The sequence below is a fragment of the Streptomyces sp. NPDC016459 genome (genome assembly GCF_040632845.1).
Taxonomy (GTDB): domain Bacteria; phylum Actinomycetota; class Actinomycetes; order Streptomycetales; family Streptomycetaceae; genus Streptomyces.
The window spans coordinates 31,277-56,839 of the sequence record NZ_JBEYCR010000010.1; the positions used below are offsets into that span (position 1 = coordinate 31,277).

Annotated in this window: 24 protein-coding genes; 11 read left to right on the forward strand and 13 right to left on the reverse strand. The window is 73.3% G+C overall.

Features of this window, described 5'->3' with window-relative positions:
* Positions 1 to 6 precede the first annotated feature (6 nt).
* Complete coding sequence (locus ABZ567_RS23045) at positions 7 to 1,425, forward strand: amidase (RefSeq protein WP_360792863.1); 1,419 nt, start codon at positions 7 to 9, stop codon at positions 1,423 to 1,425.
* 42 nt (positions 1,426 to 1,467) lie between these two features.
* Here the strand turns inward: ABZ567_RS23045 and ABZ567_RS23050 are convergent, their stop codons facing one another.
* Both ABZ567_RS23050 and ABZ567_RS23055 read right to left on the reverse strand, forming a co-directional pair.
* On the reverse strand, positions 1,468 to 1,797 hold the full coding sequence (locus tag ABZ567_RS23050) for a plasmid stabilization protein (protein ID WP_360792865.1): 330 nt from the start codon (positions 1,795 to 1,797) through the stop codon (positions 1,468 to 1,470).
* A 64-nt stretch (positions 1,798 to 1,861) separates the two neighbouring features.
* The gene (locus ABZ567_RS23055) at positions 1,862 to 2,356 is read right to left on the reverse strand and encodes a DUF6328 family protein (RefSeq protein WP_360792867.1); all 495 of its coding nucleotides are present in this window, start codon (positions 2,354 to 2,356) and stop codon (positions 1,862 to 1,864) included.
* A gap of 226 nt (positions 2,357 to 2,582) precedes the next feature.
* Here ABZ567_RS23055 and ABZ567_RS23060 point away from each other — a divergent pair, with 226 nt between their 5' ends.
* On the forward strand, positions 2,583 to 3,008 hold the full coding sequence (locus tag ABZ567_RS23060) for an ATP-binding protein (RefSeq protein WP_360792869.1): 426 nt from the start codon (positions 2,583 to 2,585) through the stop codon (positions 3,006 to 3,008).
* A gap of 48 nt (positions 3,009 to 3,056) precedes the next feature.
* Here ABZ567_RS23060 and ABZ567_RS23065 read toward each other — a convergent pair whose 3' ends face one another.
* The 6 genes from ABZ567_RS23065 to ABZ567_RS23090 form a co-directional block, all read right to left on the reverse strand.
* Positions 3,057 to 4,502 (reverse strand): DEAD/DEAH box helicase, encoded by a 1,446-nt coding sequence (locus tag ABZ567_RS23065; protein ID WP_360792871.1) that lies wholly within the window; start codon positions 4,500 to 4,502, stop codon positions 3,057 to 3,059.
* Between the two features lie 214 nt (positions 4,503 to 4,716).
* Positions 4,717 to 4,920, reverse strand: a complete 204-nt coding sequence (locus tag ABZ567_RS23070) for a cold-shock protein (RefSeq protein ID WP_030218719.1) — start codon at positions 4,918 to 4,920, stop codon at positions 4,717 to 4,719.
* Positions 4,921 to 5,162: 242 nt separating this feature from the next.
* A complete protein-coding gene (locus tag ABZ567_RS23075) occupies positions 5,163 to 5,942 on the reverse strand; it encodes a DUF817 domain-containing protein (protein ID WP_360792873.1) in 780 nt (259 codons plus the stop codon).
* A gap of 118 nt (positions 5,943 to 6,060) precedes the next feature.
* Positions 6,061 to 7,506, reverse strand: a complete 1,446-nt coding sequence (locus tag ABZ567_RS23080; protein WP_360792875.1) for a glyceraldehyde-3-phosphate dehydrogenase — start codon at positions 7,504 to 7,506, stop codon at positions 6,061 to 6,063.
* 85 nt (positions 7,507 to 7,591) lie between these two features.
* Positions 7,592 to 8,623, reverse strand: coding sequence for a serine hydrolase domain-containing protein (locus tag ABZ567_RS23085; protein WP_360792877.1), 1,032 nt, complete (start codon positions 8,621 to 8,623; stop codon positions 7,592 to 7,594).
* A 120-nt stretch (positions 8,624 to 8,743) separates the two neighbouring features.
* The gene (locus ABZ567_RS23090; protein WP_360792879.1) at positions 8,744 to 10,480 is read right to left on the reverse strand and encodes a VanW family protein; all 1,737 of its coding nucleotides are present in this window, start codon (positions 10,478 to 10,480) and stop codon (positions 8,744 to 8,746) included.
* 191 nt (positions 10,481 to 10,671) lie between these two features.
* On the opposite strand from ABZ567_RS23090, the gene ABZ567_RS23095 reads away from it, so the two are divergent.
* The 7 genes from ABZ567_RS23095 to ABZ567_RS23125 all read left to right on the forward strand — a co-directional run bounded on the left by ABZ567_RS23095 (position 10,672) and on the right by ABZ567_RS23125 (position 18,782).
* Positions 10,672 to 11,430 carry an IclR family transcriptional regulator C-terminal domain-containing protein gene (locus ABZ567_RS23095; protein ID WP_360792881.1) on the forward strand — a complete coding sequence of 253 codons (759 nt, stop codon included), beginning with the start codon at positions 10,672 to 10,674 and terminating at the stop codon, positions 11,428 to 11,430.
* A gap of 45 nt (positions 11,431 to 11,475) precedes the next feature.
* Positions 11,476 to 11,805 (forward strand): putative quinol monooxygenase, encoded by a 330-nt coding sequence (locus tag ABZ567_RS23100; RefSeq protein ID WP_360792883.1) that lies wholly within the window; start codon positions 11,476 to 11,478, stop codon positions 11,803 to 11,805.
* A 93-nt stretch (positions 11,806 to 11,898) separates the two neighbouring features.
* Positions 11,899 to 12,933 carry a LacI family DNA-binding transcriptional regulator gene (locus ABZ567_RS23105; protein WP_360792885.1) on the forward strand — a complete coding sequence of 345 codons (1,035 nt, stop codon included), beginning with the start codon at positions 11,899 to 11,901 and terminating at the stop codon, positions 12,931 to 12,933.
* Between the two features lie 210 nt (positions 12,934 to 13,143).
* Positions 13,144 to 14,217, forward strand: coding sequence for a phosphatase PAP2 family protein (locus ABZ567_RS23110; RefSeq protein WP_360792887.1), 1,074 nt, complete (start codon positions 13,144 to 13,146; stop codon positions 14,215 to 14,217).
* 45 nt (positions 14,218 to 14,262) lie between these two features.
* Positions 14,263 to 16,482: an NADP-dependent isocitrate dehydrogenase gene (locus tag ABZ567_RS23115; protein WP_360792889.1), complete on the forward strand. Its 2,220-nt coding sequence runs from the start codon at positions 14,263 to 14,265 to the stop codon at positions 16,480 to 16,482.
* Between the two features lie 97 nt (positions 16,483 to 16,579).
* Positions 16,580 to 16,873 (forward strand): hypothetical protein, encoded by a 294-nt coding sequence (locus ABZ567_RS23120; protein WP_360792891.1) that lies wholly within the window; start codon positions 16,580 to 16,582, stop codon positions 16,871 to 16,873.
* 97 nt (positions 16,874 to 16,970) lie between these two features.
* Entirely contained in the window at positions 16,971 to 18,782 is a 1,812-nt protein-coding gene (locus tag ABZ567_RS23125) for a sigma-70 family RNA polymerase sigma factor (RefSeq protein WP_360792893.1), read from the forward strand.
* An 11-nt stretch (positions 18,783 to 18,793) separates the two neighbouring features.
* Here the strand turns inward: ABZ567_RS23125 and ABZ567_RS23130 are convergent, their stop codons facing one another.
* From ABZ567_RS23130 to ABZ567_RS23145, 4 genes are all read right to left on the reverse strand, one after another.
* Entirely contained in the window at positions 18,794 to 19,549 is a 756-nt protein-coding gene (locus tag ABZ567_RS23130; RefSeq protein WP_360792895.1) for a CAP domain-containing protein, read from the reverse strand.
* Between the two features lie 157 nt (positions 19,550 to 19,706).
* Positions 19,707 to 20,579, reverse strand: coding sequence for a universal stress protein (locus tag ABZ567_RS23135; RefSeq protein ID WP_360792897.1), 873 nt, complete (start codon positions 20,577 to 20,579; stop codon positions 19,707 to 19,709).
* Positions 20,580 to 20,729: 150 nt separating this feature from the next.
* Complete coding sequence (locus ABZ567_RS23140; protein ID WP_360792899.1) at positions 20,730 to 22,097, reverse strand: acyl-CoA dehydrogenase family protein; 1,368 nt, start codon at positions 22,095 to 22,097, stop codon at positions 20,730 to 20,732.
* Between the two features lie 237 nt (positions 22,098 to 22,334).
* Positions 22,335 to 22,790, reverse strand: coding sequence for an Rrf2 family transcriptional regulator (locus ABZ567_RS23145; RefSeq protein WP_360792901.1), 456 nt, complete (start codon positions 22,788 to 22,790; stop codon positions 22,335 to 22,337).
* Between the two features lie 451 nt (positions 22,791 to 23,241).
* On the opposite strand from ABZ567_RS23145, the gene ABZ567_RS23150 reads away from it, so the two are divergent.
* The gene (locus tag ABZ567_RS23150) at positions 23,242 to 24,102 is read left to right on the forward strand and encodes a glutathione S-transferase C-terminal domain-containing protein (RefSeq protein ID WP_360792903.1); all 861 of its coding nucleotides are present in this window, start codon (positions 23,242 to 23,244) and stop codon (positions 24,100 to 24,102) included.
* A 36-nt stretch (positions 24,103 to 24,138) separates the two neighbouring features.
* Here the strand turns inward: ABZ567_RS23150 and ABZ567_RS23155 are convergent, their stop codons facing one another.
* Complete coding sequence (locus ABZ567_RS23155) at positions 24,139 to 25,176, reverse strand: NAD-dependent epimerase/dehydratase family protein (protein WP_360792905.1); 1,038 nt, start codon at positions 25,174 to 25,176, stop codon at positions 24,139 to 24,141.
* A 128-nt stretch (positions 25,177 to 25,304) separates the two neighbouring features.
* Between ABZ567_RS23155 and ABZ567_RS23160 the strand changes: the two genes are divergently transcribed.
* The gene (locus ABZ567_RS23160; RefSeq protein ID WP_360792907.1) at positions 25,305 to 25,547 is read left to right on the forward strand and encodes a DUF5133 domain-containing protein; all 243 of its coding nucleotides are present in this window, start codon (positions 25,305 to 25,307) and stop codon (positions 25,545 to 25,547) included.
* The last annotated feature ends 16 nt before the right edge of the window (positions 25,548 to 25,563 follow it).

Consider the following 25,563-nt stretch of genomic DNA (forward strand, 5'->3'; position numbering starts at 1 on the left):
GCAGCGGTGACGACTTTCGAGGAACGGGCGACGGTGCACGCCTACCGGGACGACGCGCTGGGGGAGTACGACGCCGTCGGCCTCGCCGACGCGATCCGGCGGGGTGAGGTCGGCGCGGCGGAGGCTGCCCGGGACGCGGCCGAGCGGGTGCGGGCCGTCGAGGCGCGGCTCCGCGCCGTCCAGGTCCACATCGACCCTCCCGCGCGGGCGGCGGGCGGGGAGGGCGGTGTGCTTGCGGCTGTGCCGACGTTCGTCAAGGACAACACCGACTACCTGGGCCTGCCCACCGGCCACGGCAGCGCCGCCTTCACCCCGAGGGTCGCCCGGCGGCACGCGCCCTTCACCCGGCAGTTCCTGAGCAGCGGAGTCACCGTCCTGGGCAAGACCCGGCTGCCCGAGTTCGGATTCAGCCCCGCCACGGAGTACGACGGCGCCGATCCCGTGCGCAACCCCTGGAACACGGGCTACTCGGCGGGTGGTTCGTCCGGCGGCAGCGCGGCGCTCGTCGCCGCGGGGGCGGTGCCGATCGCCCACGCCAACGACGGGGGCGGTTCGATCCGCATCCCGGCCGCCTGCTGCGGACTCGTCGGCCTCAAGCCGACCCGAGGCCGGGTCGTGACGAACGCGCAGAGCAGGCAGCTCCCCCTCGACATCGTCTCCGACGGCATCGTGAGCCGGTCCGTCCGGGACACCGCCGCGTTCCTCGCCGCCGCCGAGGCGCACTGGCGCAACCCACGGCTGCCGCCCGTGGGCCTGGTGGAGGGCCCCTCCGGACGAAGGCTGCGCATCGGGTTCCTGCTCGACTCGCCGAACGGCGTCTCCGCCGACACCGCCACAAGGGCGGCCGTGAGGGAGACGGCCACCACGCTCGAGCGGCTCGGGCACACCGTGGAACCGGTGGAACTGACCCTCGACCCCCGCTTCACCGAGGACTTCCTCAGCTACTGGGGGATGCTGTCGTTCCTCCTCGGTGTCACCGGCCGGTCCTTCGGCGCGGACTTCGACCGGCGCCGGATGGACGGACTCAGCCGTGGACTGCGCGAGGACTACCTGAAGGGCTGGCGGCGCACACCGGGCGTGCTGCGGCGCCTGAAACGTACGAGGGAGGCGTACGCGGCGGCGTTCCGCGGACTCGACCTGATCCTCACACCCGTACTGGCCCACACCACACCGGAGATCGGCCACCTCAGCCCGACGGTCCCCTACCGGACCCTGATCGACCGGATCCTCGCGTACGTCGCCTTCACTCCGGTCAACAACGTCGTCGGTACGCCGTCGATCTCGGTGCCCGCCGCGAGCGCCACGGAGGAGGGGCTGCCCGTCGGCGTCATGTTCTCGGGCCGGCCGGGGAGCGAACGGACCCTGCTGGAGGTCGCGTTCGCGCTGGAGGCGGACCGCCCGTTCCGGCGCGTCCAGGATCGCTGACCCGGGGCGCCCGAGGGGCGGCCGCTCCGGTCGGCGGTCGTCTCAGCCGTCGCCGCCGAGGGCGCGCTCTAGGCCGGCCTTGTTCATCTTCGAGCGGCCGTCGATGTTGCGCCGCTTCGCCTCTTCGTAGAGCTGGTCGTACGTGCGCCCCTCGGCGCCGCTGTGGGAGCGCCGGCCCCCGCGCTCGCCGGAGGACATGTCCTCCCGGGACAGCTTGCTCGATGTCTTGGACTCGCCGTGCCGGGCCCGTTCCTTGTTCACCGTGCGGGCGGCGATCTCCTTGGCGCGCTCGGGGCTCTCGCCGCGGTCCTCCGCGCTCTCCTTGATGTGCTCGTACTGCCGTTCCCTCTTGGGGCTGGAACCACGAGGCATGGTGCTTCTCCTTCCGGCGCGTCCGGCGGGGGTTTCGCCGTGCGGCTACCCGCGGCGCCGTCCGTCACTCGTCGGTGTTGGACCCGTGCCGGCGCCGGGCCCAAAGGGGCAGGGCGAACCAGCACAGCAGGTACCAGGCGAGGACGGGTCCCACCAGATAGGCGACGAGGGAGTCGTCGGTGGCCACCCGCAGGATGAGGAAGAGCGCGGCGGTGAGGGTGGCGAGCAGGAGCAGGATCCCGGTCATGACGAGCCGGGACGCCCAGGCGACCGCCTGGGGCTTGAGCCGGCGTCCGGAGACGAGACGGTGGAAGGAGACCGGGCCGATGAGCGCGCCCGTGGCGAGCGAGCCCAGGATCACCGTCACGATGTAGATCGTCTTGTCGGTGGAGCCGAGGTCCGCGAACCGGGGGGTGAAGACGACGGTCAGCAGAAATCCGAGGAGAATCTGCACACCCGTCTGTGCCACCCGTATCTCCTGCAGGACGTCCTGCCACTGCCGGTCCGCGCGTTCGTCCGTGGTCTCGTCACGGCCCCGCCCGTTGTCACGCTCAGTCATCCCACTCACCCTCCGGTCCAGCAGCCCTCGTCACCCGAATGGCCGTAGGCCGCGTCTGCCCCCGACCGCCTCGCCGCATCCATCCCGCAAAGATCTTCGTGTCATCGCACGAATTCGGTCCCGCCACTCGTACGAGGGGGAAAGGGAGTGCGACGCGCGGGTCGGGGCAGGGGCCCCGTGAAGGGACGACCGGCCGGGTGGAACGAGAGACCGGGAGGGCAGATCAGTGACCTCAGGGCAGCGCACGCCGGACAGCGTCCGCTCCTGGATTCCGCGTGACGCCGCCGGTGCGCGGGCCCAGGTCGCGGAGGCCTTCGCACGGGCCGTGGCCGGTACGGGAAGCCCGCCGTCCCCGAACGCCCTGGGGGACGCCCTCCTCGTGACGTCCGAGCTGGTGAGCAACGCACTGCGGCACGGGGGCGGCCTCACCGGCTTCGGAGTGGAGTGCGACCGCGGCGCGATGACGATCACCGTCGCGGACGCGAGTGGCGAGCTGCCCCACCTCACCGGCGGACATGGCAGGAAGCGCGACGTCGGCCTGGGGGAGGGCGGCTTGGGCTGGCCCCTGATCAGACTGCTCGCGCTGGAGATCCGGCTCCGTCTCCCGCCACGAGGCGGCAAGACCATCGAGGTACGGCTCCCGCTGCACTGACGGCTCCCGCCGTCGCTCCGTGCCCCCCGCCAGGCGGGAGCGACGCCCTCAGCCGCCGCGACGGATCCTCGCGGCCTGGCGCGCCTCGGCCGTCTTACGGGCCTCCGCGGCCCGCCGGGACTCGTTCTTGGCGCGGCCGGGGCGGCCCGGGACGGTGCCCATGCCCCGGAAGGCGGCGCCGCCGCGCTTGGGGCCCTCCTTGCTGGGCGCGCTGCCGTCGACGGGGACGCCCGAGGGGGTACGCGCGCCGGTGATGCGGCTCAGTACCGCCTCGCCCGAGCGGACCTGGGTGACCTCGGCACGGATTCCGGCCTCGGCCATCAGACGCGCCACGTCCCGCCGCTCCTCGGAGGTGACGAGAGTGACGACGGCGCCGGACTCACCGGCGCGGGCGGTGCGCCCGCCCCGGTGCAGGTAGTCCTTGTGGTCGGCCGGCGGGTCGACGTTGACGACGAGGTCGACCTCGTCGACGTGGATGCCGCGCGCCGCCACGTTGGTGGCGACGAGGACCGGCACCTCACCGCTCCGGAAGCGCTCCAGGGTGCGGGTCCGCAGCGGCTGGGACTTCCCCCCGTGGAGGGCGGCGGCGCGCACACCGCTGCCGAGGAGGTGCCTGGTGAAGCGGTCGACGGCGGCCTTCGTGGCGAGGAACATGATGACGCGCCCGTCACGGGCCGCGATCTCCGTGGCGGTGGCGAACTTGTCGGCGCCGTGGACCTGGAGCACGTGGTGGTCCATGGTGGACACGGTGGCGGCCGACGGGTCGACGGAGTGGACGACCGGGTCCGTCAGGTAGCGCTCGACGAGCAGGTCGACGTTGCGGTCGAGCGTCGCCGAGAACAGCATCCGCTGGCCCTCGGGACGCACCAGGTCGAGGAGCTCGGTGACCTGCGGCATGAACCCCATGTCACCCATCTGGTCGGCCTCGTCCAGGACCGTGACGCCCACCCGGTCCAGGCGGCAGTCCTTGCGCTCGACGAGGTCCATGAGCCGGCCCGGTGTGGCGACCAGCACCTCGGCCCCTTCGCGCAGCGCCGTGGCCTGCCGTCCGATCGACATGCCGCCCACGACGGTGGCCAGGCGCACCTGCAGGGCGCGCGCGAAGGGATCGAGTGCGTCGGTGACCTGCTGGGCCAGTTCACGGGTGGGCACGAGGACCAGCGCGAGCGGCTTGCGGGCCTCGGCGCGGCGCCCCGCGACGCGTACGAGCAGGGGCAGGCCGAACGCGAGGGTCTTGCCGGAGCCGGTCCGCCCACGCCCGAGGACGTCGCGGCCCGCGAGGGCGTCGGGGAGGGTCGCGGACTGGATCGGGAACGGCTCGTCGAGGCCGAGACCTGTGAGCACGCCGAGGACCTCGGCCGGCAGGTCGAGCTCGGCGAAGGTGGCTGCCGGCGGCAGGGCGGGGGTGACGGAGGCCGTCACCGCGAATTCGTCCCGCGCCGCGGCGGCGCGTCGTGCCTTGTCGGTGCGGGAGGTGCTGTGCGTGCTGTCCATGGGGGCCTTCCTCGAGACGGTGCGCTTCGAGGAATTCGCGACGGGCTGTCGGCCCAATGAATTACAGGAACGTACCGAACGCCGTATGCGTGCGGATCCGGCCGCGCCGACGGGAGGGGAATCGGCGTCCGGTCCGTGAAATGCCTGGAAAATGCAACGAGCCGGGGCCCTCACCACATGGGTGAGGGCCCCAGCTGCGTCGGACGTGTCAACGTCAGGCGGGGAGAATGTTCTCCGCCTGGGGGCCCTTCTGGCCCTGCGTGACGTCGAAGGTCACCTTCTGGCCTTCCTGGAGCTCACGGAAGCCAGAGGTGGCGATGTTGGAGTAGTGGGCGAAGACGTCCGGGCCGCCACCCTCCTGCTCGATGAAGCCGAAGCCCTTTTCAGCGTTGAACCACTTCACGGTGCCGTTAGCCATGTTAAATCTCCTTCGGGGCGTAGCCCAGGGGTCCGCACTGTGCGAAACCCGGAGTCGCCGTGATGATTGCCCCGTCCGGAAAACTGCACCGAAAACACAGAAAGTGCCTGACGATGTCGAATCGTCAAAGGCACTTGTAAGTTTCTTTGGGAACCACGACTGCAACTGCTGTGACTCTAGCACGTCGGTCGGGGGAGTGCACGGAATCGCCTACTCCCCTCGGCGGCGGGTCTGCCACGGATTCACGGCCGCCGGGACCGGGCCCGTGGCCGCCCCCGGTGCGCCGTCAGGACGAAGGTGACCGTGATGAGCAGCGCCCACGCGCCGAACTTCGCGACGGACACGGGCTGCCAGCCGTCCAGCTGGTTCGGATAGCTCCAGGCGCCGACGTACGTGGCCGCGTTCTCCGCGACCCACAGGAAGAACCCGATCAGGACGAACGACAGGGCCAGCGGCATCCGGTGATCCCGCTCACCCACCCGGAACCGCACCCAGGTCCCCGCCGTCGCGACGAGGAGCAGCGCGGCCAGGACCCACCGCGCGTCGGGCAGCCAGTGGTGGCTGAAGAAGTTGACGTACACGGCACCGGCGAGGACTGCGGTGACACGCGGCCGGTAGCCCGTGAGCCGCAGGTCGAGCAGGCGCCACGCCCGGCAGACGTAACTGCCGAGGGCCGCGTAGAGGAAACCGCCGTACAACGGCACTCCGCCGACCTTCGCCAGCGAGTCCTCCGGGTAACTCCAGGAGCCCATCCGTACCTTGACCAACTCGAAGAGGAGGCCGATGACATGGCAGCCTGCGATGACGGCGACGTCCCGCCCGGTGTCCCAGCCGACCTTCCACGCGAGCAGGGTGAGCCCGATCCCGTACAGGAGCAGCAGGTCGTAACGCGCGATCGGCAGTTCGGGCAGCAGGGTGGAGACCGCGATGCCGCCGATGAGCGCGAACGCGAAGGCGCAGCACCGGGCCTGGAGCACCGCGAAGAGGAGCAGCCGGCGCATCCCGTGCCCGAACGTCTTCATGGAGGGAGGGACGCCGGGCCGTCGTGGGCGGTTCACTCCGGCTCCCCACGACGAGCGGCGCGCCGCACCCCTGTCAGGAGGTGCGGCGCGCCGTCGGGCCGTCGGGCGGGGTGGCGGGTCAGACCGCCGGGGACGGGAAGGTCGGGTACTCCACGCCGGAGACGTGCTGGACGACCCGGATGACCTGGCACGAGTAGCCGAACTCGTTGTCGTACCAGAGGTAGAGGATCGCGTTGTCGCCGTCGACCTTGGTCGCGCCGGCGTCGATGATCGACGCGTGACGCGAGCCGACGAAGTCCATGGAGACGGCGTCGGGGGCCGTGGTGAAGTCGATCTGTCGCTTCAGCGGCGAGTGCAGCGAGACGTCCCGCAGGTACTCGAGGACCTCCTCGCGGGTGGTCTCGCGGCCCAGCCGCAGGCTCAGGATCGCGATCGAGACGTCCGGGACGGGGACGCGGATCGAGCTGCCGGTGATCGGGGCCTTCAGCGCCGGCAGCGCCTTGGCGACGGCCGAGGCGGCACCGGTCTCGGTGATCACCATGTTGAGCGGCGCGGACCGGCCGCGACGGTCGGCCTTGTGGTAGTTGTCCAGGAGGTTCTGGTCGTTCGTGAACGAGTGGACCGTCTCCACGTGGCCGCGCAGCACGCCGTACTCGTCGTCCATGGCCTTCAGCGGCGGGACGATCGCGTTGGTGGTGCAGGAGGCGCAGGACAGGATCTGCTCGTCCGGCTTCACCGTGTCGTGGTTGACGCCGTGCACGATGTTCGGCACGTCACCCTTGCCGGGCGCGGTCAGGACGACCTTGTCGATGCCGGGGCGCAGGTGCTTGGAGAGGCCCTCGCGGTCGCGCCACTTGCCGGTGTTGTCGATGAGGATGGCGTTCTCGATGCCGTACGCCGTGTAGTCGACCTCGGAGGGGTCGTTCGCGTAGATCACCTTGATCGTGTTGCCGTTGGCGACGATGGTGCTGTTCGCCTCGTCGACCGTGATCGTGCCCTGGAACTGGCCGTGGATGGAGTCGCGGCGCAGCAGCGAGGCGCGCTTCACGAGATCCTGCTCGCCGCCGCCGCGCACGACGATCGCGCGCAGACGCAGACCGTTGCCCGAACCGGCCTTCTCGATGAGGAGGCGGGCGACGAGACGGCCGATGCGGCCGAAGCCGTAGAGGACGACGTCACGTCCGTCACGGCGCTCGATCTTGTTCTCGCCGGTGGCACCGGCGACGGCCTCGGCGGTGAACTCCGCCACCGAGAGTCCGCGGTCGTCGGTCTTGTACTCGGCGGCCAGCATGCCGATGTCGATCTGCGACGGGCCGAGGTCGAGGGTCGTGAGCGTCTGGAGGAAGGGGAGCGTCTCGATGACCGACAGCTCCTCGCCGGCTATCTGCCGTGCGAAGCGGTGGGTCTTGAGGATGCTGACCACCGACTTGTTCACCAGGGAGCGGCTGTGGAGGAGGACGGTCACGTCCTGCTCCCGGTGCAGCTTCCCGATGATCGGGATCATCGACTCCGCGATCTCCTCGCGGTTCTTCCAACTGGTGAACGAGTCGTCATTGACAGTCACAAGATTATCTTTCGAGCTAGGCGGCGCTCATATGGTAACCCCCGGCTCGTCTGATCCATCAGGGGGTGCGGGTCACCGGTGCCCGTCAGTGGAAGGCGAGGGTCCGGAAGGCGTTCCTGACCCCGGTGAGCGGTTCGGCGTCGCGGGTCAGCCGGAGCCGGTTGGTGAGCAGGACCGCCCAGCGATCGCGGGCCGGCGACACCCACAGGGCCGTGCCGGTGAAGCCGAAGTGGGCCCAGACGTCGTCCGCGGGGGCCGTGCCGGGCGCCGGATGCCAGAACAGCCCGCGCGGCGGTACCAGCCCGCCGGTGTGCACGCGGAGCGAGGCGGCCGTCCAGTCGGCGGAGAAGACGCCGGGCACCGGGGCGAGGACGTGGCGCAGGAACCGCCCGATGTCGGCGGCGGTGGTGAACACCCCCGCGATCCCGCAGGCGCCGCCGAGGAGCCGGGCCGAGAAGTCGTGGACGACGCCCCGGAGCGGGGCGCCGCTCTCCTCGTCGTACTCCGTGGGCGCGCACCGCTCCCTCACCACGGCCGGCAGGGGGCCGTACCGGGTCTCCGTCATGCCGAGAGGGCTCCAGACCCGGTCCTCGGCGAGGCGGGGGAGCGGCCGCCGGGTGAGGTGCTCGGCCAGGTAGCCGAGGATGAGCGCGGCCCGGTCGGTGTACGCGACGGCCTGCCCGGGCCGGTGCCGCAGCGGCTCGGCGAGGACGCCGTCCCGGACGTCCTGCGGGTCGGAGCCGTACAGGTGCCGCAGATTGGAGCGGAGCGGCAGCCCCGCCGTGTGCGTGAGGAGGTGGTGGGGCGTGACCCCGGCGAGGGGGCGTCCCGCCGCCTCGGGCCAGAACGAACCGAGCGGGGCGGCAAGATCGAGCTTTCCGGCGTCGACGAGGGTGCCGGTCACCGCCCAGACGGCGAGGATCTTGGTGAGGCTGGCGACGTCGAAGAGCGTGTCGGGACGCGTGGGTTCGTCGGGGCGGGCCGGGTCGAGCAGCCCGACGGCCCCCTCCGACACGGTCGTACGGGCGTCACCCACGGCCCATACGGCGCCGGGGCAGACGCCCGCGCGCACAGCGTCGCCGAGGAGACGCTCGAAGGGGTCGCTGCGCTGCGCCAAGGCGTGCCTCCGACGGGTAGCGGGCGGCCCTGGCCTGGTGGGCCGTGCTCCGGAGTCATGCCCCGGCCGTATCGGAAGACACCTTTCCGGCCGTGCGGGTGCCCGCCGGGCACCCCCGGGTCACTCGCAGATCACCTCGTCGCGCGGGGTGTAGTGGGTGGTGAAGGTCTCCCTCTTCACCTCGGCGCCGCCGTCCTTGAACACCCGGTCCACGGCGATGTCGAAGCCCTCCAGGGGCTCCTGCGGCATACAGGCCTCGCCGGTGCCCTCGCGCTTCGCGGGCTCCTTGAGGTTGGTGCGCGGTCCGGCGACCGCCTCCACGGAGTCGTACTTCTTCGTCCCGAGGAAGCTCACGGTCACGGAGGAGTCCGTCGCGTCCGCCTTGATGTAGATCGGCTTCCCGGAGTCGTTGCGGAACTTCAGGTCCAGGCTGCCCCAGGCCACGGTCGCCTCCCGGCCGGCCGGGTAGCGCTCGATGTAGAAGGAGTGGGCGCCGTACTCGACGGGCTTGACCCCGGCGAAGAACATGGCGTTGTAGACGGTGGTGGCCATGGCGGACACACCGCCGCCGGGCGCGGACCGGTACTGGCCGTCGAGGATCATCGTGCCGTCGACGAAACCGTTGTCCGGGGTGCGTTCGCCGACCGTCCTGTTGAAGCTCCACACCTCGCCGGGCTTCACGACCGAGCCGTCGATGAGCTCGGCGGCGCGTCCGATGTTCGTCGTGCGGTACGGCGCCGTCGGGAAGTCCACCGTGAACGTCGACATCTGCTCGGTGATGCCGAGACGGGCCAGGGAGGCGGCGGTCAGCTCGGGCTGGGTGGCCGTCGTGACCACCGGCGCGGTACGGGCGGCCGCGCCGGTCTCGGTGAGCAGCGGGCGTACGGCGTCGCCGAGGGCCTTCGACGTCACCTCGCGACCGGGCCGGCCCTCGGACTCCACCACGACCTTGCCGTCCCGCACCCCGAGCGTGGCCTCCACGGGCGCGCCCGTCAGCGAGGCGACCGGCCGTGCCACGTCGGGGTCCCGGAGCAGTGCCTCGGCGTCGAGGGCGGCGCTGAGCCGGCCGCTCGCCGCCTTCACCGTGAGGTGGTCGCCGAGGGTGGCGGGGGAGATCCGCAGCCGGTCGGTGCCCGCCGTGAGCGTCACCGGGCCGGACATCGCGGGCTTCGCGTACGTGTCGAGGAAGCGGGTCACCTCGGCCGCGGGGAGCTTCGGCTCGGTCAGGGTGACGGGGAGGGTCACGGGCGCGGTGCCCGTGGCGGGATAGGCCGCGCGCAGGGTCTCGACGGCCCGCCCGGTGTCCAGTCTCTGGCCCGTGACCGACTGGGTCGCGACGGCCTTGCCCCCACGGAAGGCGACCGATCCCTCGCGCACCTCGCGGTCGTTCCTCTCGGCCAGCCCGGCCACGGCCGCCCGCGTCTTCTCGGCGTCGTGAGCGAACACGGGGCGGAGGTCACGCTCACCGGAGGAGAAGAGCCGCCCGATGACGGTGACGGGATCTCGGGAGGGGTCGGCCGCCTCGTCGGCGGTCTTCTCCAGGTCCACCGAAAGACCGGCGGAGGCGGGCTCCACGGTCGTGGTGCGGTCGCCGATCCGCACGGGTATCGGCGCGCTCCACGCGGCCGGCGCCTGCGCCGCGAGCTTGGTGCGGGCCTCGGCCCGGCTCATCCCGCCGACGTCCACACCGGCGATCCGGGTGCCTGCGGATATGTCGTCACCGGTTGCGAGCAGCCCCGCCATGTACAGCCCGCCCGCGGCGACGGCGACCACTGCTGTCGCGATGACCGTCGCCCGGAGACGCGGTCGGCGCTCCGCGCGGTGCGTCGGGGCTTGGTCGGTCCTGGAGCGGGGCACACGCTCTCCCGAGGCGTCGGCGATGAGGGAATCCACCCGACGATACGCCGAAAGAGTGTCTTATGCACATAAGGGCGACCCGACCTGCGGCGATACGGACAGCAGTGAGACCGGAACGGAGCGTTGCCGCCCGGTCGTGGACATTCCCGGGGGGCGGACGAGGGGGCCGGGCCTCCGCCTAGGCTGGTGCGATGCCTGCCCTCCCGAGCCCCGGGCCCCGGTCCGTCGACCGGGCCCTCGCCGTCCTCGACGTCGTCGCCGACGCCGACCGGCCCGTCGGCGCCAAGGCTCTGGCGCGGCAGCTCGGTTGCGCCCTGTCGACCGTCTACCACGTCACCGGCCCCCTGCTCGCCCGCGGCTACCTCGCCCGCACCGCCGAGGGATACGCGCCCGGACCCCGCGTCCCCGCCCTGCACCGCTCCCACCAGCGGCACCACGGACTCGGCGCCGGCACCGGGGAGCTTCTCGGCCGGCTGCGGCGGGCCACCGGCGCGGAGGCGTACCACACCGCCTACCGCGACGGGCTGATCACCGTCGTCGACACCACCGCCCCCATCACCGACACCGCCCACCCCTTCGCACCGGGCCCCGAGAGCCGTGCCCACGCGACCGCCCACGGCAAGGCGCTGCTCGCCGCACTCCCGCGTCCCCTGCGCCGCCGCTACCTCGCCGAGCACGGGATGGCCCGCTTCACCGAGCGCACCATCACCGGCGCCGCCCGCTTCGAGGCCGAGGTCGGCCGGGTGCGCGGCCAGGGCTTCGCCGTGTCGGTGGGCGAGGCGGACCTCGCGTACACCTGCCTCGCCGTGACGCTGCCCGAGCGGGGCGACGGCATCGTGCACGCCCTCTCCGTGTCCCTGCCGACCGGCGACCTCGGACGGCGCCAGGCGGAGATCCGGGCCGCCCTCGCCCGGGCCGTACCGGAGTTTCCGACCCTGCCGGAATCCTGAAGGCCCCGGCTGGCCCCGCCCGCCCTCGCGGCGCAGCCTGGACGCATGATCTTCATCGCCGTCCGCTTCACCGCCCGTCCCGACCACGCCGACCGCTGGCTCGACCTCGTCGCCGACTTCACCCGCGCCACCCGCGAGGAGCCCGGCAACCTCTTCTTCGACTGGTCCCGCAGCGTCGACGACCCGAACGTCTTCGTCCTCCTCGAAGCCTTCGCCGACGCCGGGGCGGGCGCCGCCCACGTCGCGTCCCCGCACTTCACGGCCGGTCTCGCCGCCATGGCCGGAGCCATCGCCACCACCCCCGAGATCATCAACGTCGAGGTGCCCCAGCGGGGCTGGGGAGCCATGGCCGAACTCGCCCCGACCGGCTCCTGAACCCGCTGGCGACACCCCGGGGGCCCGCCGTTCCGCCTGATAGGTTCGCGTGCACACGCAGGCGGGGCGGCTGCCCGAGGGGAGAAGCGGCACATGGCGGTGAGCGGGCGTCAGACCGGCAGACCCACCCTGGAAGAGGTCGCGGCGCTGGCCGGAGTCGGCCGCGGCACGGTCTCCCGGGTCATCAACGGCTCGCCCCGGGTCAGTGAACAGGCCAAGGCCGCCGTCGAACGGGCCGTCGCCGAACTCGGCTACGTGCCCAACCGCGCCGCCCGCGCGCTCGCCGGCAGCCGGACCGACGCCGTCGCCCTGGTGATCCCCGAGACCGAGGCCCGGCTCTTCGCCGAGCCCTACTTCCTCGACATCATCCGCGGCGTCAGCAGTGAACTCGCCGACGCCGACAAGCAGTTGCTGCTCACCCTGATCCGCAGCGAGCAGGAGCGGCAGCGCTTCGAGCAGTACCTCGCCGCCCAGCGCGTCGACGGCGTCCTCCTCGTCTCCGTCCACGGCGACGACCCGCTGCCCGACCAGGTCCGCGCCCTCGGCCTGCCCGCCGTGCTCAACGGCCGCCGCACAGAGGACGAGCGCGTCGCCTTCGTCGACTCCGACAACACCGGCGCCGGCCGGACCGCCGTCGCCCACCTCGCCGCGCGCGGCCGCCGCGCGATCGCCACCATCACCGGACCCCTCGACATGTACGTGGCCCGCTGCCGCCTCGACGGCTACCGCGAGGGCCTGGCCGACGCCGGACTCACCGCCGACGAGGCGCTCGTCGCCGGCGGTGACTTCACCGAGGAGGGCGGCCGCCGCGCCATGCGCGAACTCCTGGACCGCCGGCCCGACCTGGACGCCGTCTTCGCCGCCTCCGACGTCATGGCGGCGGGCGCCCGGGGCGTGCTGCGCGAGGCGGGCCGCAGCGTCCCCGGGGACGTCGCCCTCGTCGGCGTCGACGACTCGGCCGTGGCCCGGCACATGGACCCGCCGCTGACCAGCGTCCGTCAGCCCATCGAGGAGATGGGCCGCGCCATGGCCCGTCTCCTCCTGCAGGAGATCGCCGCACCCGGCGACCCGGACGAACAGCCCCGCACGATGCTCCCGACGGAACTCGTCGTCCGCGCCTCCTCCTGACGTCGGGTGCGGCCCCCGTCGTCCGCGCCTCCTCCTGACGTCGGGCGCGGCCCCCGTCGGCGTACGCCCTCCCCGTCAGCCCGCCCCGGCACAGGCCCGGCGACCTCGGCGGGGAGCCGGTGAGAGACCGGCGGCGGGCCCGCCCCGCACGGTTTGCCGTTCGGGTGCGTCCAGCGGGCGGGGCCACCACGCGTGGGTTCGAATCGGGGCATGGCTTCCTACGACAGGTCCCGCGCGGGCGGCTCCCCGAGGCCGCTGGAGACCGGCGACACCTGGTGGTACGCCGCCGTGGCGGGCGAGGCGCCCGGCTCGTTCAGCACCCGCGTCCGCACCCGGACCCGACGTGCCTGTCTCGGGGCCGTCCTCGTTCTCACGGTCACCTATGCGGGACTCGTGCTCACCGCGACCGGCCGCCGCTGGGGCGACGCCGCCGTGGCCGGCCGTCGCGCCGACACCGTCGCCGCCACCCTGATCCGCGAGCACCCCTCACTCGCCGGACTCACCACCCTCTCCCTGGCCATCGGCTGCGTCCTGCTCCTCGCCGTCGGTCTCATACGCGGGCGGTACGCCCTCACCGGGGCGGCCGCCGGCGCCATCGTCACCGCCCTCGCCCTCACCGGACTGCTCCAGCGGTACGCACCGCGCCCCCCGCTCCCCGACAGCGGCGGGACGTTCGTCCCCAGCGGCTTCCCCAGCGCCCAGACGACGCTGGCCCTCGGCATCGCCCTCGGCCTGGCCCTCGTCGTCCCGTACCGGCAGCGCGGCCTCGCCGTCGGCGCGGCCACGCTCTGGGCCGTCGGCGTCGGCGCCCACACCGTCGCGGCCGGCCGGCACCGGCCCGGCGACGTCATCGCCGGAGCCCTGGTGGCCCTCGCCGTCCACTGCGGCCTCCTCGCCCTGCTCGCCCGCAAGGGCAAGGTGCACCCCGGCGCCCGGCGCGGGCCCGCCCTGGTCGGCCTCCCCGTGACCCTGCCGCTCCTCCTCGTCGCCGCCGCCGGACTCGACGCGGGCTTCTGGCTGCTCGGCGCCACCCTCACCCCGCCCACCACCGGCGCCTACGACCCGGCCCAGCTCCGGCTCGCCCACCGCTGCGGCCAGGCACTCGCCGCCGGCGTCGTCGCCGCGGCGGGGCTGCTCCTGCTCGCGCTGCTCCGCCGCGTCGAGCTGGACGGCGTTCCCGCCCACTACCGGCTCGACGGACCGTTCGTCGAGGCCGCCGGCGCACCCCCGGACTGCGAGCTCGTGGACCCCTTTACCGAGGACCTCGATCACGAGATATCTTGATGTCGAGCAATCTCGCATACGCAGACGTGGAGCTGGAGAACCCTGGTGACTGACTCGACCATCATCTACACCCACACTGACGAGGCGCCCGCCCTGGCGACGTACTCGTTCCTGCCCGTGATCCAGGCGTATGCCTCGCAGGCCGGCGTCACGGTCGAGACGCGGGACATCTCCCTCGCGGGCCGCATCATCGCCGTCTTCCCCGAGTACCTGGAGGAGGGCCAGCGCATCGCCGACGCCCTCTCCGAGCTCGGTGACCTGGCCAAGACGCCCGGCGCCAACATCATCAAGCTGCCGAACGTCTCGGCGTCCATCCCGCAGCTCAAGGCGGCCGTCGCCGAGCTGCAGGCGCAGGGCTACGCCCTCCCGGCCTACCCGGACGACCCGAAGACCGACGAGGAGCGGGAGATCCGCGCCCGCTACGACAAGATCAAGGGCTCGGCCGTCAACCCGGTCCTGCGCGAGGGCAACTCCGACCGCCGCGCACCCGGCTCGGTGAAGAACTACGCCAAGGCCCACCCGCACCGCATGGGCGCCTGGACCCCCGAGTCCAAGACGAACGTCGCCACCATGAGCGAGAACGACTTCGCCTCCACGGAGAAGTCCGTCGTCATCACCGAGGACGACACCCTCCGCTTCGAGTTCACCGCCGCCGACGGCACCACCAGCGAGCTCCGCGAGCCGCTCAAGGTCGTCGCCGGCGAGGTCGTCGACGCCGCCGTCATGCGCGCCGCCGCCCTGCGCACCTTCCTGAGCGAGCAGGTCGCCCGCGCCAAGGCCGAGGGCGTGCTCTTCTCCGTACACCTCAAGGCCACCATGATGAAGGTCTCCGACCCCATCGTCTTCGGCCACGTCGTGCGCGCCTTCTTCCCGCAGACGTTCGCCACGTACGGCGAGACCCTCGCGGCCGCCGGCCTCTCCCCGAACGACGGTCTCGGCGGTGTCCTGAAGGGTCTGGAGTCCCTCCCGCAGGGCGAGGAGATCAAGGCCTCCTTCGAGGCCGAGCTCGCCGCCGGCCCCGCACTCGCCATGGTCGACTCCGACAAGGGCATCACCAACCTGCACGTGCCGTCCGACGTCATCGTCGACGCCTCGATGCCGGCCATGATCCGCACCTCCGGCCACATGTGGGGCCCGGACGGCCAGGAGGCCGACACCCTCGCGGTCCTCCCGGACCACAGCTACTCCGGCGTGTACCAGGTCGTCATCGACGACTGCCGCGCCAACGGCGCCTTCGACCCGTCGACCATGGGCTCCGTCCCGAACGTCGGCCTCATGGCGCAGAAGGCCGAGGAGTACGGCTCCCACGACAAGACCTTCGAGATCGCCCAGGCCGGCACCGTCCGCCTCGTCGACTCCCGGGGCAACGCCGTCCTGGAGCAGGAGGTCGCCGAGGGCGACATCTTCCGCGCCTGCCAGACCAAGGACCTGCCCATCCAGGACTGGGTCAAGCTCGCCGTCACCCGCGCCCGCGCCACCGGCGCCCCGGCCGTCTTCTGGCTGGACGAGAACCGCGCCCACGACGCGCAGCTCATCGCCAAGGTCGAGCGGTACCTGTCGGAGCACGACACCGAGGGCCTCGACATCAAGATCATGTCCCCGGTCGACGCCACCACGTTCTCCCTGGAGCGCATCCGCCGCGGCGAGGACACCATCTCCGTCACCGGCAACGTCCTCCGCGACTACCTGACCGACCTCTTCCCCATCCTGGAGCTGGGCACCAGCGCCAAGATGCTGTCGGTCGTCCCGCTGATGGCGGGCGGCGGCCTCTTCGAGACCGGCGCCGGCGGCTCCGCCCCGAAGCACGTCCAGCAGCTCGTCAAGGAGAACTACCTCCGCTGGGACAGCCTCGGTGAGTTCTTCGCCCTGGCCGCCAGCTTCGAGCACCTCGCGACCTCCACGGGCAACTCCCGCGCCCAGGTCCTCGCCGACACCCTCGACCGCGCCACCGGCACCTTCCTCAACGAGGACAAGTCGCCGACCCGTCGCCTCGGTGGTATCGACAACCGCGGCAGCCACTTCTACCTCGCCCTCTACTGGGCCCAGGAGCTGGCCGCCCAGACCGAGGACGCGGAGCTGGCCAAGGCCTTCGCCCCGCTGGCCGAGACCCTCTCGACCAACGAGCAGAAGATCGTCGACGAGCTGAACGCCGTCCAGGGCTCCCCGGCCGAGATCGGCGGCTACTACCAGCCCGACCCGGCCAAGGCCGCAGCCGTGATGCGCCCGTCCGCCACGTTCAACGAGGCCGTCGCGTCCCTCGCCTGACCGGCACGGGACCACCTGGACCGCCCCGGCCGGAACTCCTCCGGCCGGGGCGGCCTTGTCGGTGGCGCATCCGCCGTCCGGGTGTGAACCTGGATGGATGAGCTGGGCATCCTGGACGACCGCCGGTGTCTACACCGGGCGAGGTGGCGTGCTGACCGACGAGGGCGGTGTCGTCACGGGCGATCTGACCGTGCACACGACCTGGGCCGACGGCGAAGCGCGCGTGGCCGTGCAGTACAGCGGCGCGTCCGACTGGTTCACCATGTCGGGCAGTCCCGTTCCGTGCGCGACGGAGGAGGAGAGCCGCGATCTCCACGACGACGTCGTGGAAGCCGTCCGGGAGGGGAACGGGGCCACGGTCCCGACCCTGCCCACGGCACCCCCCAGGTAGGGGCCCGCGCCCCGCACCGTGAAGAAGTGTTATCCCTCCCACGCCCAGGGGTCTCCGGAGGACGGGGGACTCGAACCAGGGATGAGGGAGCAGACCCATGCACATCGACGAGCGCCGCACCACCGCACTGGTGGAAGCGGCCAGGGCCGGTGACGCGCAGGCGAGGGACGCACTGGTACGCGCGTATCTGCCCCTCGTCCACAACATCGTCGGGCGGGCCCTCGACGGCCACGCCGACACCGACGACATCGTCCAGGAGACGATGGTCCGCGCCCTGGACGGCCTGACCGGTCTCCGCGACCCGGCCCGCTTCCGGTCCTGGCTCGTCGCCATCGCCATGAACGGTGTACGCCGCCGCTGGCGCGAACACCGGCAGGCACCCGTGCCCGGACTCGACCGGGCCACCCACCTCGCCGACCCGGCCGGCGACTTCACCGAGGTCACCATCCTCCGGCTCGGCCTCTCCGGACAGCGCCGCGACGTCGCCCGCGCCACCCGCTGGCTCGACGAGGACGACCGCGAACTCCTCGCCCTCTGGTGGCTGGAGGCCGCGGGCGAGCTGACCCGCGCCGAGCTCGCCGAGGGCCTCGGCGGCATCTCGCCGCAGCACGCCGCCGTCCGCGTCCAGCGGATGAAGGAACGCCTCGAAACCGGCCGGGCCGTCGTCCGCGCCCTGGACGCCGCACCGCTGTGCCCCGGCCTCGCGGAGACCGTCACGGCCTGGGACGGCCGCCCCTCCCCGCTCTGGCGCAAGCGCGTCGCCCGCCATCTGCGGACCTGTGCCGACTGCACCGCCCGGGTGACCGGCCGCTGCGGCCTCGCCCCCGTCGAAGGCCTCCTGGTCGGCCTCGGCCTCGTGCCCCCGCTGGCCGTCGGACTCGGTGGCGGCGACAGCCTGGAACCGGTCGCGGCCGTAGGCGGCGACGGCCTCGAACCGGTCGCCCCCGCGTCGGGGGACAGCCACAGCCTGGAACCGGTGTCGCTCGCGTCGGGGGACGGTGACAGCCTTGAACCGGGCGCCCTCGCGTCGGGGGACAGCCACAGCCCGGAACCGGTGTCGCTCGCGTCAGAGGGCGGCGACAGCCTCGAACCGGTCGCGCCCGCGTGGGGGGACGGCGACAGCCCGGAATCGGTCTCACCCGCGCCCGGGCAGAGCGACGCCCTCGCACCCGCTGCCCAGGTGCCCGGTGGCGGCGAGACGCGCGACTCCGGCGCACCTGCCGGGGACGGCGCCGCCCCGGACCCCGGCGCCTCCGGGGCCGTCCCCCGGCGGACGTCGTTCCGGCGTGCGGCACTCGCCGGAACGGCGGCCGTCGCCGTCCTCGGGGCGGTCACCCTCCTCGTACCGCAGGAGCCGCACGCGCGCGTGAAGCCCGGCAGGCCCGCCGCGGCGCCCCCGGCGGTCCCCTCCCCGGCCCCGCCGACCCCCACCCCTGCCACCACCGTCGCCGCGCCCGCCCCGACGACGATCCCGCCGACCACCCCGCCGGCGCCCCGCCCCGCCGCGCGCCCCACGCCGACGCCCGACGCCGGCGAACGGGTCACCGGACTCGTCAACCGGCTCCGGGCGGCCGCCGGTTGCGCGCCGCTGCGGGTCGACCCCCGCCTCACCGCGGCGGCCCGCGGGTACGCCCAGGACATGGCGGCGCGCGACTACTACGGTCACGCCAGCCCCGAGGGCGAGTACGCGGACGTGCGGATCACCGAGGCCGGTTACGACTGGAGCGCCTGGGCCGAGAATCTCGCCCGAGGTGCGGCCGATCCGCGGTCCGTCGTCGACGACTGGACGGACGGCTCGATGCACGAGGAGAACATGCTCGACTGCCGGTACCGGGACACCGGAGTGGCGTCGGTGCCCGGTCCCGGCGGCACGATCTGGGTGCAGAAGCTGGCGGCTCCCGCCTCCTGACCCTCCGGGCCTCAGCGTTTGGCGCCGAAGTTCTGCACCCAGTAGGGGCCGTCGGCGGTGAGGGCCACGCCGACTCCGATGTCCTTGAAGGAACAGTTGAGGATGTTCGCCCGGTGGCCGGAGCTGTCCATCCAGTCGCCCATGGCCTGGGCCGGGGTCCTCGGACCCCGGTGGATGTTCTCCGCCCAGGCCGACCACGCGTACCCGGCGTCGCTCATCCGGTCGCCGCCGTCGCGACCGTCCGGGCTGTCATGGCTGTAGTAGTCGCGTGCGGACATGTCGTCGGCGTGCCTCTGGGCGGCGGTCCGCAGGTGACGGTCGGCGCGGAGCGGCGCGCACCCGGCGTTCCCACGCTCGGCGTTGACGCGGGCGACGACGTCCTGGACGAAGCTCGCGGCCTTCCCCGCCCGCGCCTCTGCCGCCTTGACCGGGCCTTGTTGTTCCCCTTGGGGCGCGATCGGTGCCGCGACGGCGGGAGCGGCGGCCCCGGGGCCCGAGGTGGTGGTGCCCGAGGTGGTGGTGCCCGAGGTGCTGGTGCCCGAGGCCGTGGGGCCCCCGACGGTGGGACCCGAGGCCCTGGGGTCCGCACCGGTGGAAGCGGCCATGTGGACCCCGGTCGCCACCGTCAGTACGGCGGTCGCGGCTCCGGCGAGGGTGACGGCGGTGCGGAACGACGGGCGGCGACGCGGGCGCCGCCACCTGCCTCCCCCGCGGTGCCGGCTGTCCGCGTGCGCCGCCCGGTCCTCTGGATGGTCGTGGTGCCGCATGGAACTCCGCTCTCTCGCCGTGGTCGCCGGACGGTCCGGCGCTGGGGAGAGCCACCGGGGCGACGGCGTAACCCCTTCCGGCCCGGCCCGCTCCGACACTCCTCGTCAAGGCGGCGTCAACACGGCGTGTCGCCCCGTGTGGCCCGTCTGAACCCTTTCAGCCCTGCGGGACGACCGCCACCGGACAGGGCGCGAGGTGGAGCGCGGCGTGTGCCACGGACCCGATCCGGGGCCCGACCGCCCCCCGCCCGGCCCGCCGGCCGACCACCACCAGCTGGGCGGCCCCCGACGCCGACAGCAGTACCTGACCGGCGCTGCCCAGCTCGATGTGCTCGCCGACCGGAACGTCCGGGTAGCGCTCGCGCCAGGGCGCCAGCGCCTCGCGCAGCGCCTTCTCCTCGTACGGGACGAGCCCGCCGGCCTCGTCGGCGAGCCGCATCGAGGTCGGGCTGTACGCGAACAGCGGCGGCAGGCTCCACGCCCGCACGGCCCGCACCGAGGCCCCGCGGGCGGCGGCGGTCTCGAACGCGAAGCGCAGCGCGGCGGCACTGTCCTCCGGGCCGCCGAGCTGGCCCACGAGCACGTGCCCCGTGGGCGGTTCGGCGGGCTCACCGTCGCGGGACCTGACGGCCACCACGGGACAGGTGGCGGCGGCGATGATCTGCTGCCCGTACGAGCCGAGCAGGAATCCGGCCACCGCCCCGTGGCCGCGCGAGCCGATGACGAGCATCTCGGCGCGCTCCACGGTGCCGAGCAGCGCCGTGGCGGGCGTGTCGCCGAGCACCTCCGCGGTGAGCCCGAGGCCCGGGTGGCGGCCGGCGATCGTGGCCTCCGCCTCGCGCACGACCGCCTCCGCGACGCGCTCCTGCGCGGCGCGGTCCTGCACCAGGGGAAGGTCGAGGGGTTCCCAGCGCCAGGCGTGCGCGAGCCGGAGCGGGAGCCCCCGGTGGGCGGCCTCGCGGGCGGCCCAGTCGGCCGCGGCGAGACTCTCCGGGGAGCCGTCCACCCCTGCGACGATCTCATGACTCATCAGGATGCCTCCGTGCGCGCGCCGGCGGGCCCGCCGGTCGGTCGGGCCCTTCCTCTTCCAGCTTGGGCCCACCGGCGGTCCGACGAGGGGGCCGGACGTCCCGACATGCCGGTCCGTCCGCCACCTGCCCCTCCGCCGGTGCGGTCCCCGTCAGGCCGGCAGGGTGAGCCGCGTGTGGCTGCCGTTGAGGTAGTGGTCGCCTATGTCACGGAGCCGGTGGGCCGCGCGCGTGGGGGCCGTGAGAGTGCGGGCGTTCCGCCAGAAGCGGTCGAAGCCCGGCCCTCCGCCGCGGACGTCGGCGCCCGCCGTGCCGTCGACGAGTTCGAGGACGCGGGTGGTGACGTGAACGGCCGCCCGGCCGGTGACCGTCTCGGCCGCCGCCACCAGGACGGCGATGTCGGCCCGTTCCTCCGGGCCGAGCGACCGGGCAGCGAGCAGACCGCGGGCGAGGGCGTCCGTGGCCCGCTCCACCACCGCCGCCGCGGTGTGCGCGGCCGTCGCCAGCTCCCCGTAGGCGAGGAGGAGGTACGGATCGTCCCCTGCGCCGGGCGCTGAAGGGTCGTCCGCTCCGGTGAGGCCGATCGGGCGCCCTCCCGGGTGGCCGGCCGGCGTCGCGCCCGCCTGTCCGGCGCGGCGGACGTCCCGGGCCTCGGCGAGCGCCCCCTCGGCGACGCCCAGGGCGACCTGGACGAGGAGCAGTCGCAGAGCGAGGGGAGCGAGGGTGGTGTACGGGGCGACGGCGTGCTCGTCCTGCGGGACGCCGCCGATGACGTCCTCCGGCGCGACAGGTACCCGGTCGAAGGAGACGGTGCCCGCGCCCGCGAGGCGCTGCCCGACCCGGTCCGTCCCGGCGTCGGTGAACACGCCGGGCAGCGCCGGGTCCACCAGGACGACGCACAGTTCGCCCGTGCCGTCGGGGCGGGCCCCGACGACGAGCCGGTCGGCCACGGTCACTGCGGAGGCGAAGGCCCGGCTCCCGTCGAGGACCCATCCGCGGCCCGCGGCGGCGGGGGTGAGCGTCAGACCGGGGCCGGGCTCTTCGCGGGGCGGTTCGACGCCGCCGGCGAGCAGCCAGCGCCCCTCGGCCGTACGGGCGTCGAGCGCGGGCCCGTTCGGACGTCGGCTGCCCGGTTCGCGCACGGGACCGAAGAAGCGGCTGCTCCAGGAGAGCGCGTAGTGATGGGCGAGGAGTTCGCCCACCGAGCCGTCGGCGGCGGCGATCTCCCGTACGACCGCGGACGCGGTCCGCCAGTCGGCGCCCCGCCCGCCCGGTCCCGGCGCGGTGAGCAGGGCGGGCAGACCGGCCTCCTGGAGCCGGGCGACCTCGTCGAACGGGGCCTTCCCCGCCCGGTCCCTCGCGAGGGCGTCGACGGCCAGATCGTCGGCGAGTTCACGGGTCACGCGGGGCCAGATCTCGTCGTCGGCGGGCCGGTCGGCGGGGTGGCCGCCCGGTCGGCCGAGCGGTGCGTAGGCGGTGCGTATCGCTGCTCTCTTCGGTGATCTCCTCGGCGTACTCACGTCACCTCACCTGGTCCCTGGTGTTCCCGAGTATTCCCACTGGAATAGTAGGGATAGTGGCAGAGGTGGTCGGCCCGGCCCAAGGGGTGTCCGCAGGATGGACATGCCCGTCTTGACCTGCGAGACAAGCGTCAAGTCCGAGCAGGCTTTACGGGGTTGGTCCCGCCGCTCGGGGACCGGTCCCGGCTCGCTGAAGGGTCGGCCCAAACCTCGCCGGGGGGAGTGGTCCCGTGGCGCTCAGGGGTTGGTCCAGGCCTCCGGGTCGTCCGCGAGCGTGAGGATCCCGGCCGGCAGCGCGGCCGCCGCCACCTCCGCCAGCGAGACCGCGAGCACCTCGCGGACACCGGCCCTCAGGGCGATCCACACGGTGAGCAGCGACTCCGCGGGCCCGGTGTACGACAGGTCCGGCGGCCGCTCCCCGCGGACGGAGACCAGCGGGCCGTCCACGCAGCGGATGACCTCCGCCACCGAGATCGACTCCGCCGGCCTGGCCAGCCAATAGCCGCCGTTGCCCCCGCGCTGGCTCAGCACCAGGCCGCCCTTGCGCATGTCGCCCAGGATCCCTTCGAGGAACTTGTGCGAGATGCCCTGGCCGTCGGCGATGGCCTCCGCCTTCAGCGGGCCCGCGTCCTGGGCGGCGGCGAGCTGGAGGGCGGCACGCACCGCGTAATCGGCCCTGGCTGAAATGCGCATGCGCGCAGTATCCCGCACGTCGGGGGAGATGGCCCGTTCCACACCTTGACGTCACCCGGGACCGGCCGGACACTCAGGGACGGGAAAACCGAGCGAACAGGTAGGGAACCATGGGACCCAGAGGTCGAAGGGACACCCCACCCGCCGCCGCACCCCGCCCTCGCTCCCCCCGCCTCACGTCCCGCAGGCACATCGACCTCCTGCGGGTCTGCAGCGCGGCGAGTCACCCCGCCCGCCGGGGGATCCGTCCCGCCTGCTGAGACGCCCGTCCATGGCGTGGTTCGCCGACGGGCCGGCCCGCCCGCGGAGGCGTTCGTCCACGGCTCCGCCCGCCTGCCCACACCCGTCTCCTCCTTCCCGTACCTCTGCTGCCTCAGGGCCCTGCGCCCGTGCCGCCGTCGCCCTCCCGCGAGCCGCCCCGACCCCACACCGAGCAACCCCAGGGAGAAGCATGTCCGTCGTCCCCGCCTCACTGCTGCCCGCCTCCGCCGCACCCGTGTTCCGCGGCCGGATCGGCCGCGACGTCCGCAGCGGCCACTACGCCGTGCCGCACCGCTATCGCCTCCATGTCTCACCGTCCGACCCCGACTGTCTGAGCATCGCCCTCACCCACAGCCTCCTCGGACTCGACGACACGCTTCCGCTCACCGTGCTGCCCGAGATCCCCGACACGCCCGACGGCGGCTACGAGGCGCTCCGTCCGCTGTACGAGACGAGCGCCCACCTCTACCGCGGGCCGGCCGTCGGTCCCGTCCTCAGCGACGGCTGGACCGGGCGGATCGTCACCACCCACGCCCCCGACATCCTCCGGGACCTCGCCCTCCGCTTCCGGGGGGACGGCCCGGAGCTGCTGCCCGAGGAACGCCGGGCCGAGATCGAGGCGATCACGGACCTGTGCGAGAAGAGCGTCAACCGGGCCGCCCAGCGGGCCGGGGAGCTCGGGCTCGACGGCGAGTCCGCCCACCGCGACCCCCTCACCGTCCTCTTCGCGGCACTCGGCTCCCTGGAACGCCGGCTCGCCCGCCACGCGTACGTGCTCGGCGAGGCGCCGACCGCCGCCGACGTACGCGTCTGGGTCACCCTGGTCCAGCTCGACACCGTCCACCGCTGGCACCTGGACGCCGCCGCGATGGACCGGGTCGCCGCACACGCGGCCCTGTGGGCCTACGCCCGACGCCTCGCCGAACGGCCCGAGTTCGCCCGACGGCTCGACATCGACGCCGTGGTACGACGCCACCGCGCCCACTGTCGAGGCCGGGAGGCCGCCGGCGCCGCGATCCGCATCGTCGACTGGCCCACCACGTCATTCTGACGGCCCGGCCACCCCGCGCGCGTGGCGCCCGTCGCATCACCCCACGCGGCGGCCCGCGAGCGGACGCGTGTCGTCGCCCGCGCCCCCGCGGACACCCCGCAGGAACGCCTGGAGGGCCTCCTGGGAACTGTGTGCCGGCTCCCACTCCAGGTCCCGCCGCGCCCGTTCCGTCGACAGGAGCGGCATGTGCCGCAGCGCGTCGAAGAGCCCGGGGGAGGCCGGGACGAGCCTCAGGTGCCAGGCCGCCGACAGGGCACCCCGTACCGCACCCGCCGGCACCCGAACCGGCCGGGCGTGCAGCAGCTCGCCCAGGGTCGCCCCGTCGATCACCGGCTCGGCGGCCAGGTTGAACGCGCCGCGGACGTCCCGCAGCAGCGCCCGCCGGTAGGCGTCGGCCGCGTCCTCGGTGTGCATGATCTGGAAACGGAGCCCGTCGAACTCGGGCAGCAGCGGCAGCAGTTCGGGCCGCATCAGCGCGCCGGGGAAGAAGCGCCCCGCGAAGATCCGCCGCTGCTCGCTCGCCGACTCCTCCTTGAAGAGGAAGGACGGACGCATCCGGACCACCCGGATCAGCGGATGATCCCGCTCGAAGGTGTCGAGGACCCGCTCCAGATAGGCCTTCTCCCGGGTGTACGCGGCGCCGGGCCAGCCGTGCGTCGGCCACGCCTCGGATACCGGGGCACCGCCCGGCGGACCCGGCGAGTACGCCCCGACCGACGAGGCGTACACAAGGGACGGCACGCGGGCCGCCGCGGCCGCGTCGAAGACGCGCACCGATCCCAGGACGTTCGTCCGCCAGGTCTCCACCGGGTCGTGGGTCGGCCCGAACCGCCAGGCCAGATGCACGACCGCGTCCGCGTCGGCGAGGTGCCGCGCGAGCAGGGGCTCGTCCCCCTCCCGGGAGAGATCCACCTCGCCCCACTCGACCCCGGGGAGATCGAGGTCCGGCCGGCGACGGGCGAGGCCCAGGACCGAACCGACGCGCGGCTCGCTCGCCAGGGCCCGGACCAGACTCGTGCCCACATTGCCGGTGGCGCCGGTGACGACCACCCGCGAAATCGTGCTCGGGTTCATGTCTTCGACCCTCCGCCATGGACGGCGGAAGCGCACGCCGGGCGGCGTCGTCACCCGGCGTGTCCGTGCGGGTCGCGAGCGTGCCCGACGACCGGGAGTATGGAGCGACTCAGGAGAAGGAGGACACCATGCTGCTGCCCGACAGGAACACGGTCGACCGGCTGCTCCGGCACTACCGTGCCCAGGAGCGGACCGTGCTCGCCAGGCCGTGCGACCTGTCGGCGCGCCGACGCTTCGAGGACACGGCGTACACCCTGTGCGTCCTCATGGGAGAACGTACCGCCCGCGAAGCCGTCCACGCCGCCGAACGCTATGTGGCCGGATCCCGCCCCGCTCAGGATCACCGTTCAGGATCATCGATCAGGATTTGAGAAGCGTCGCCGTTCG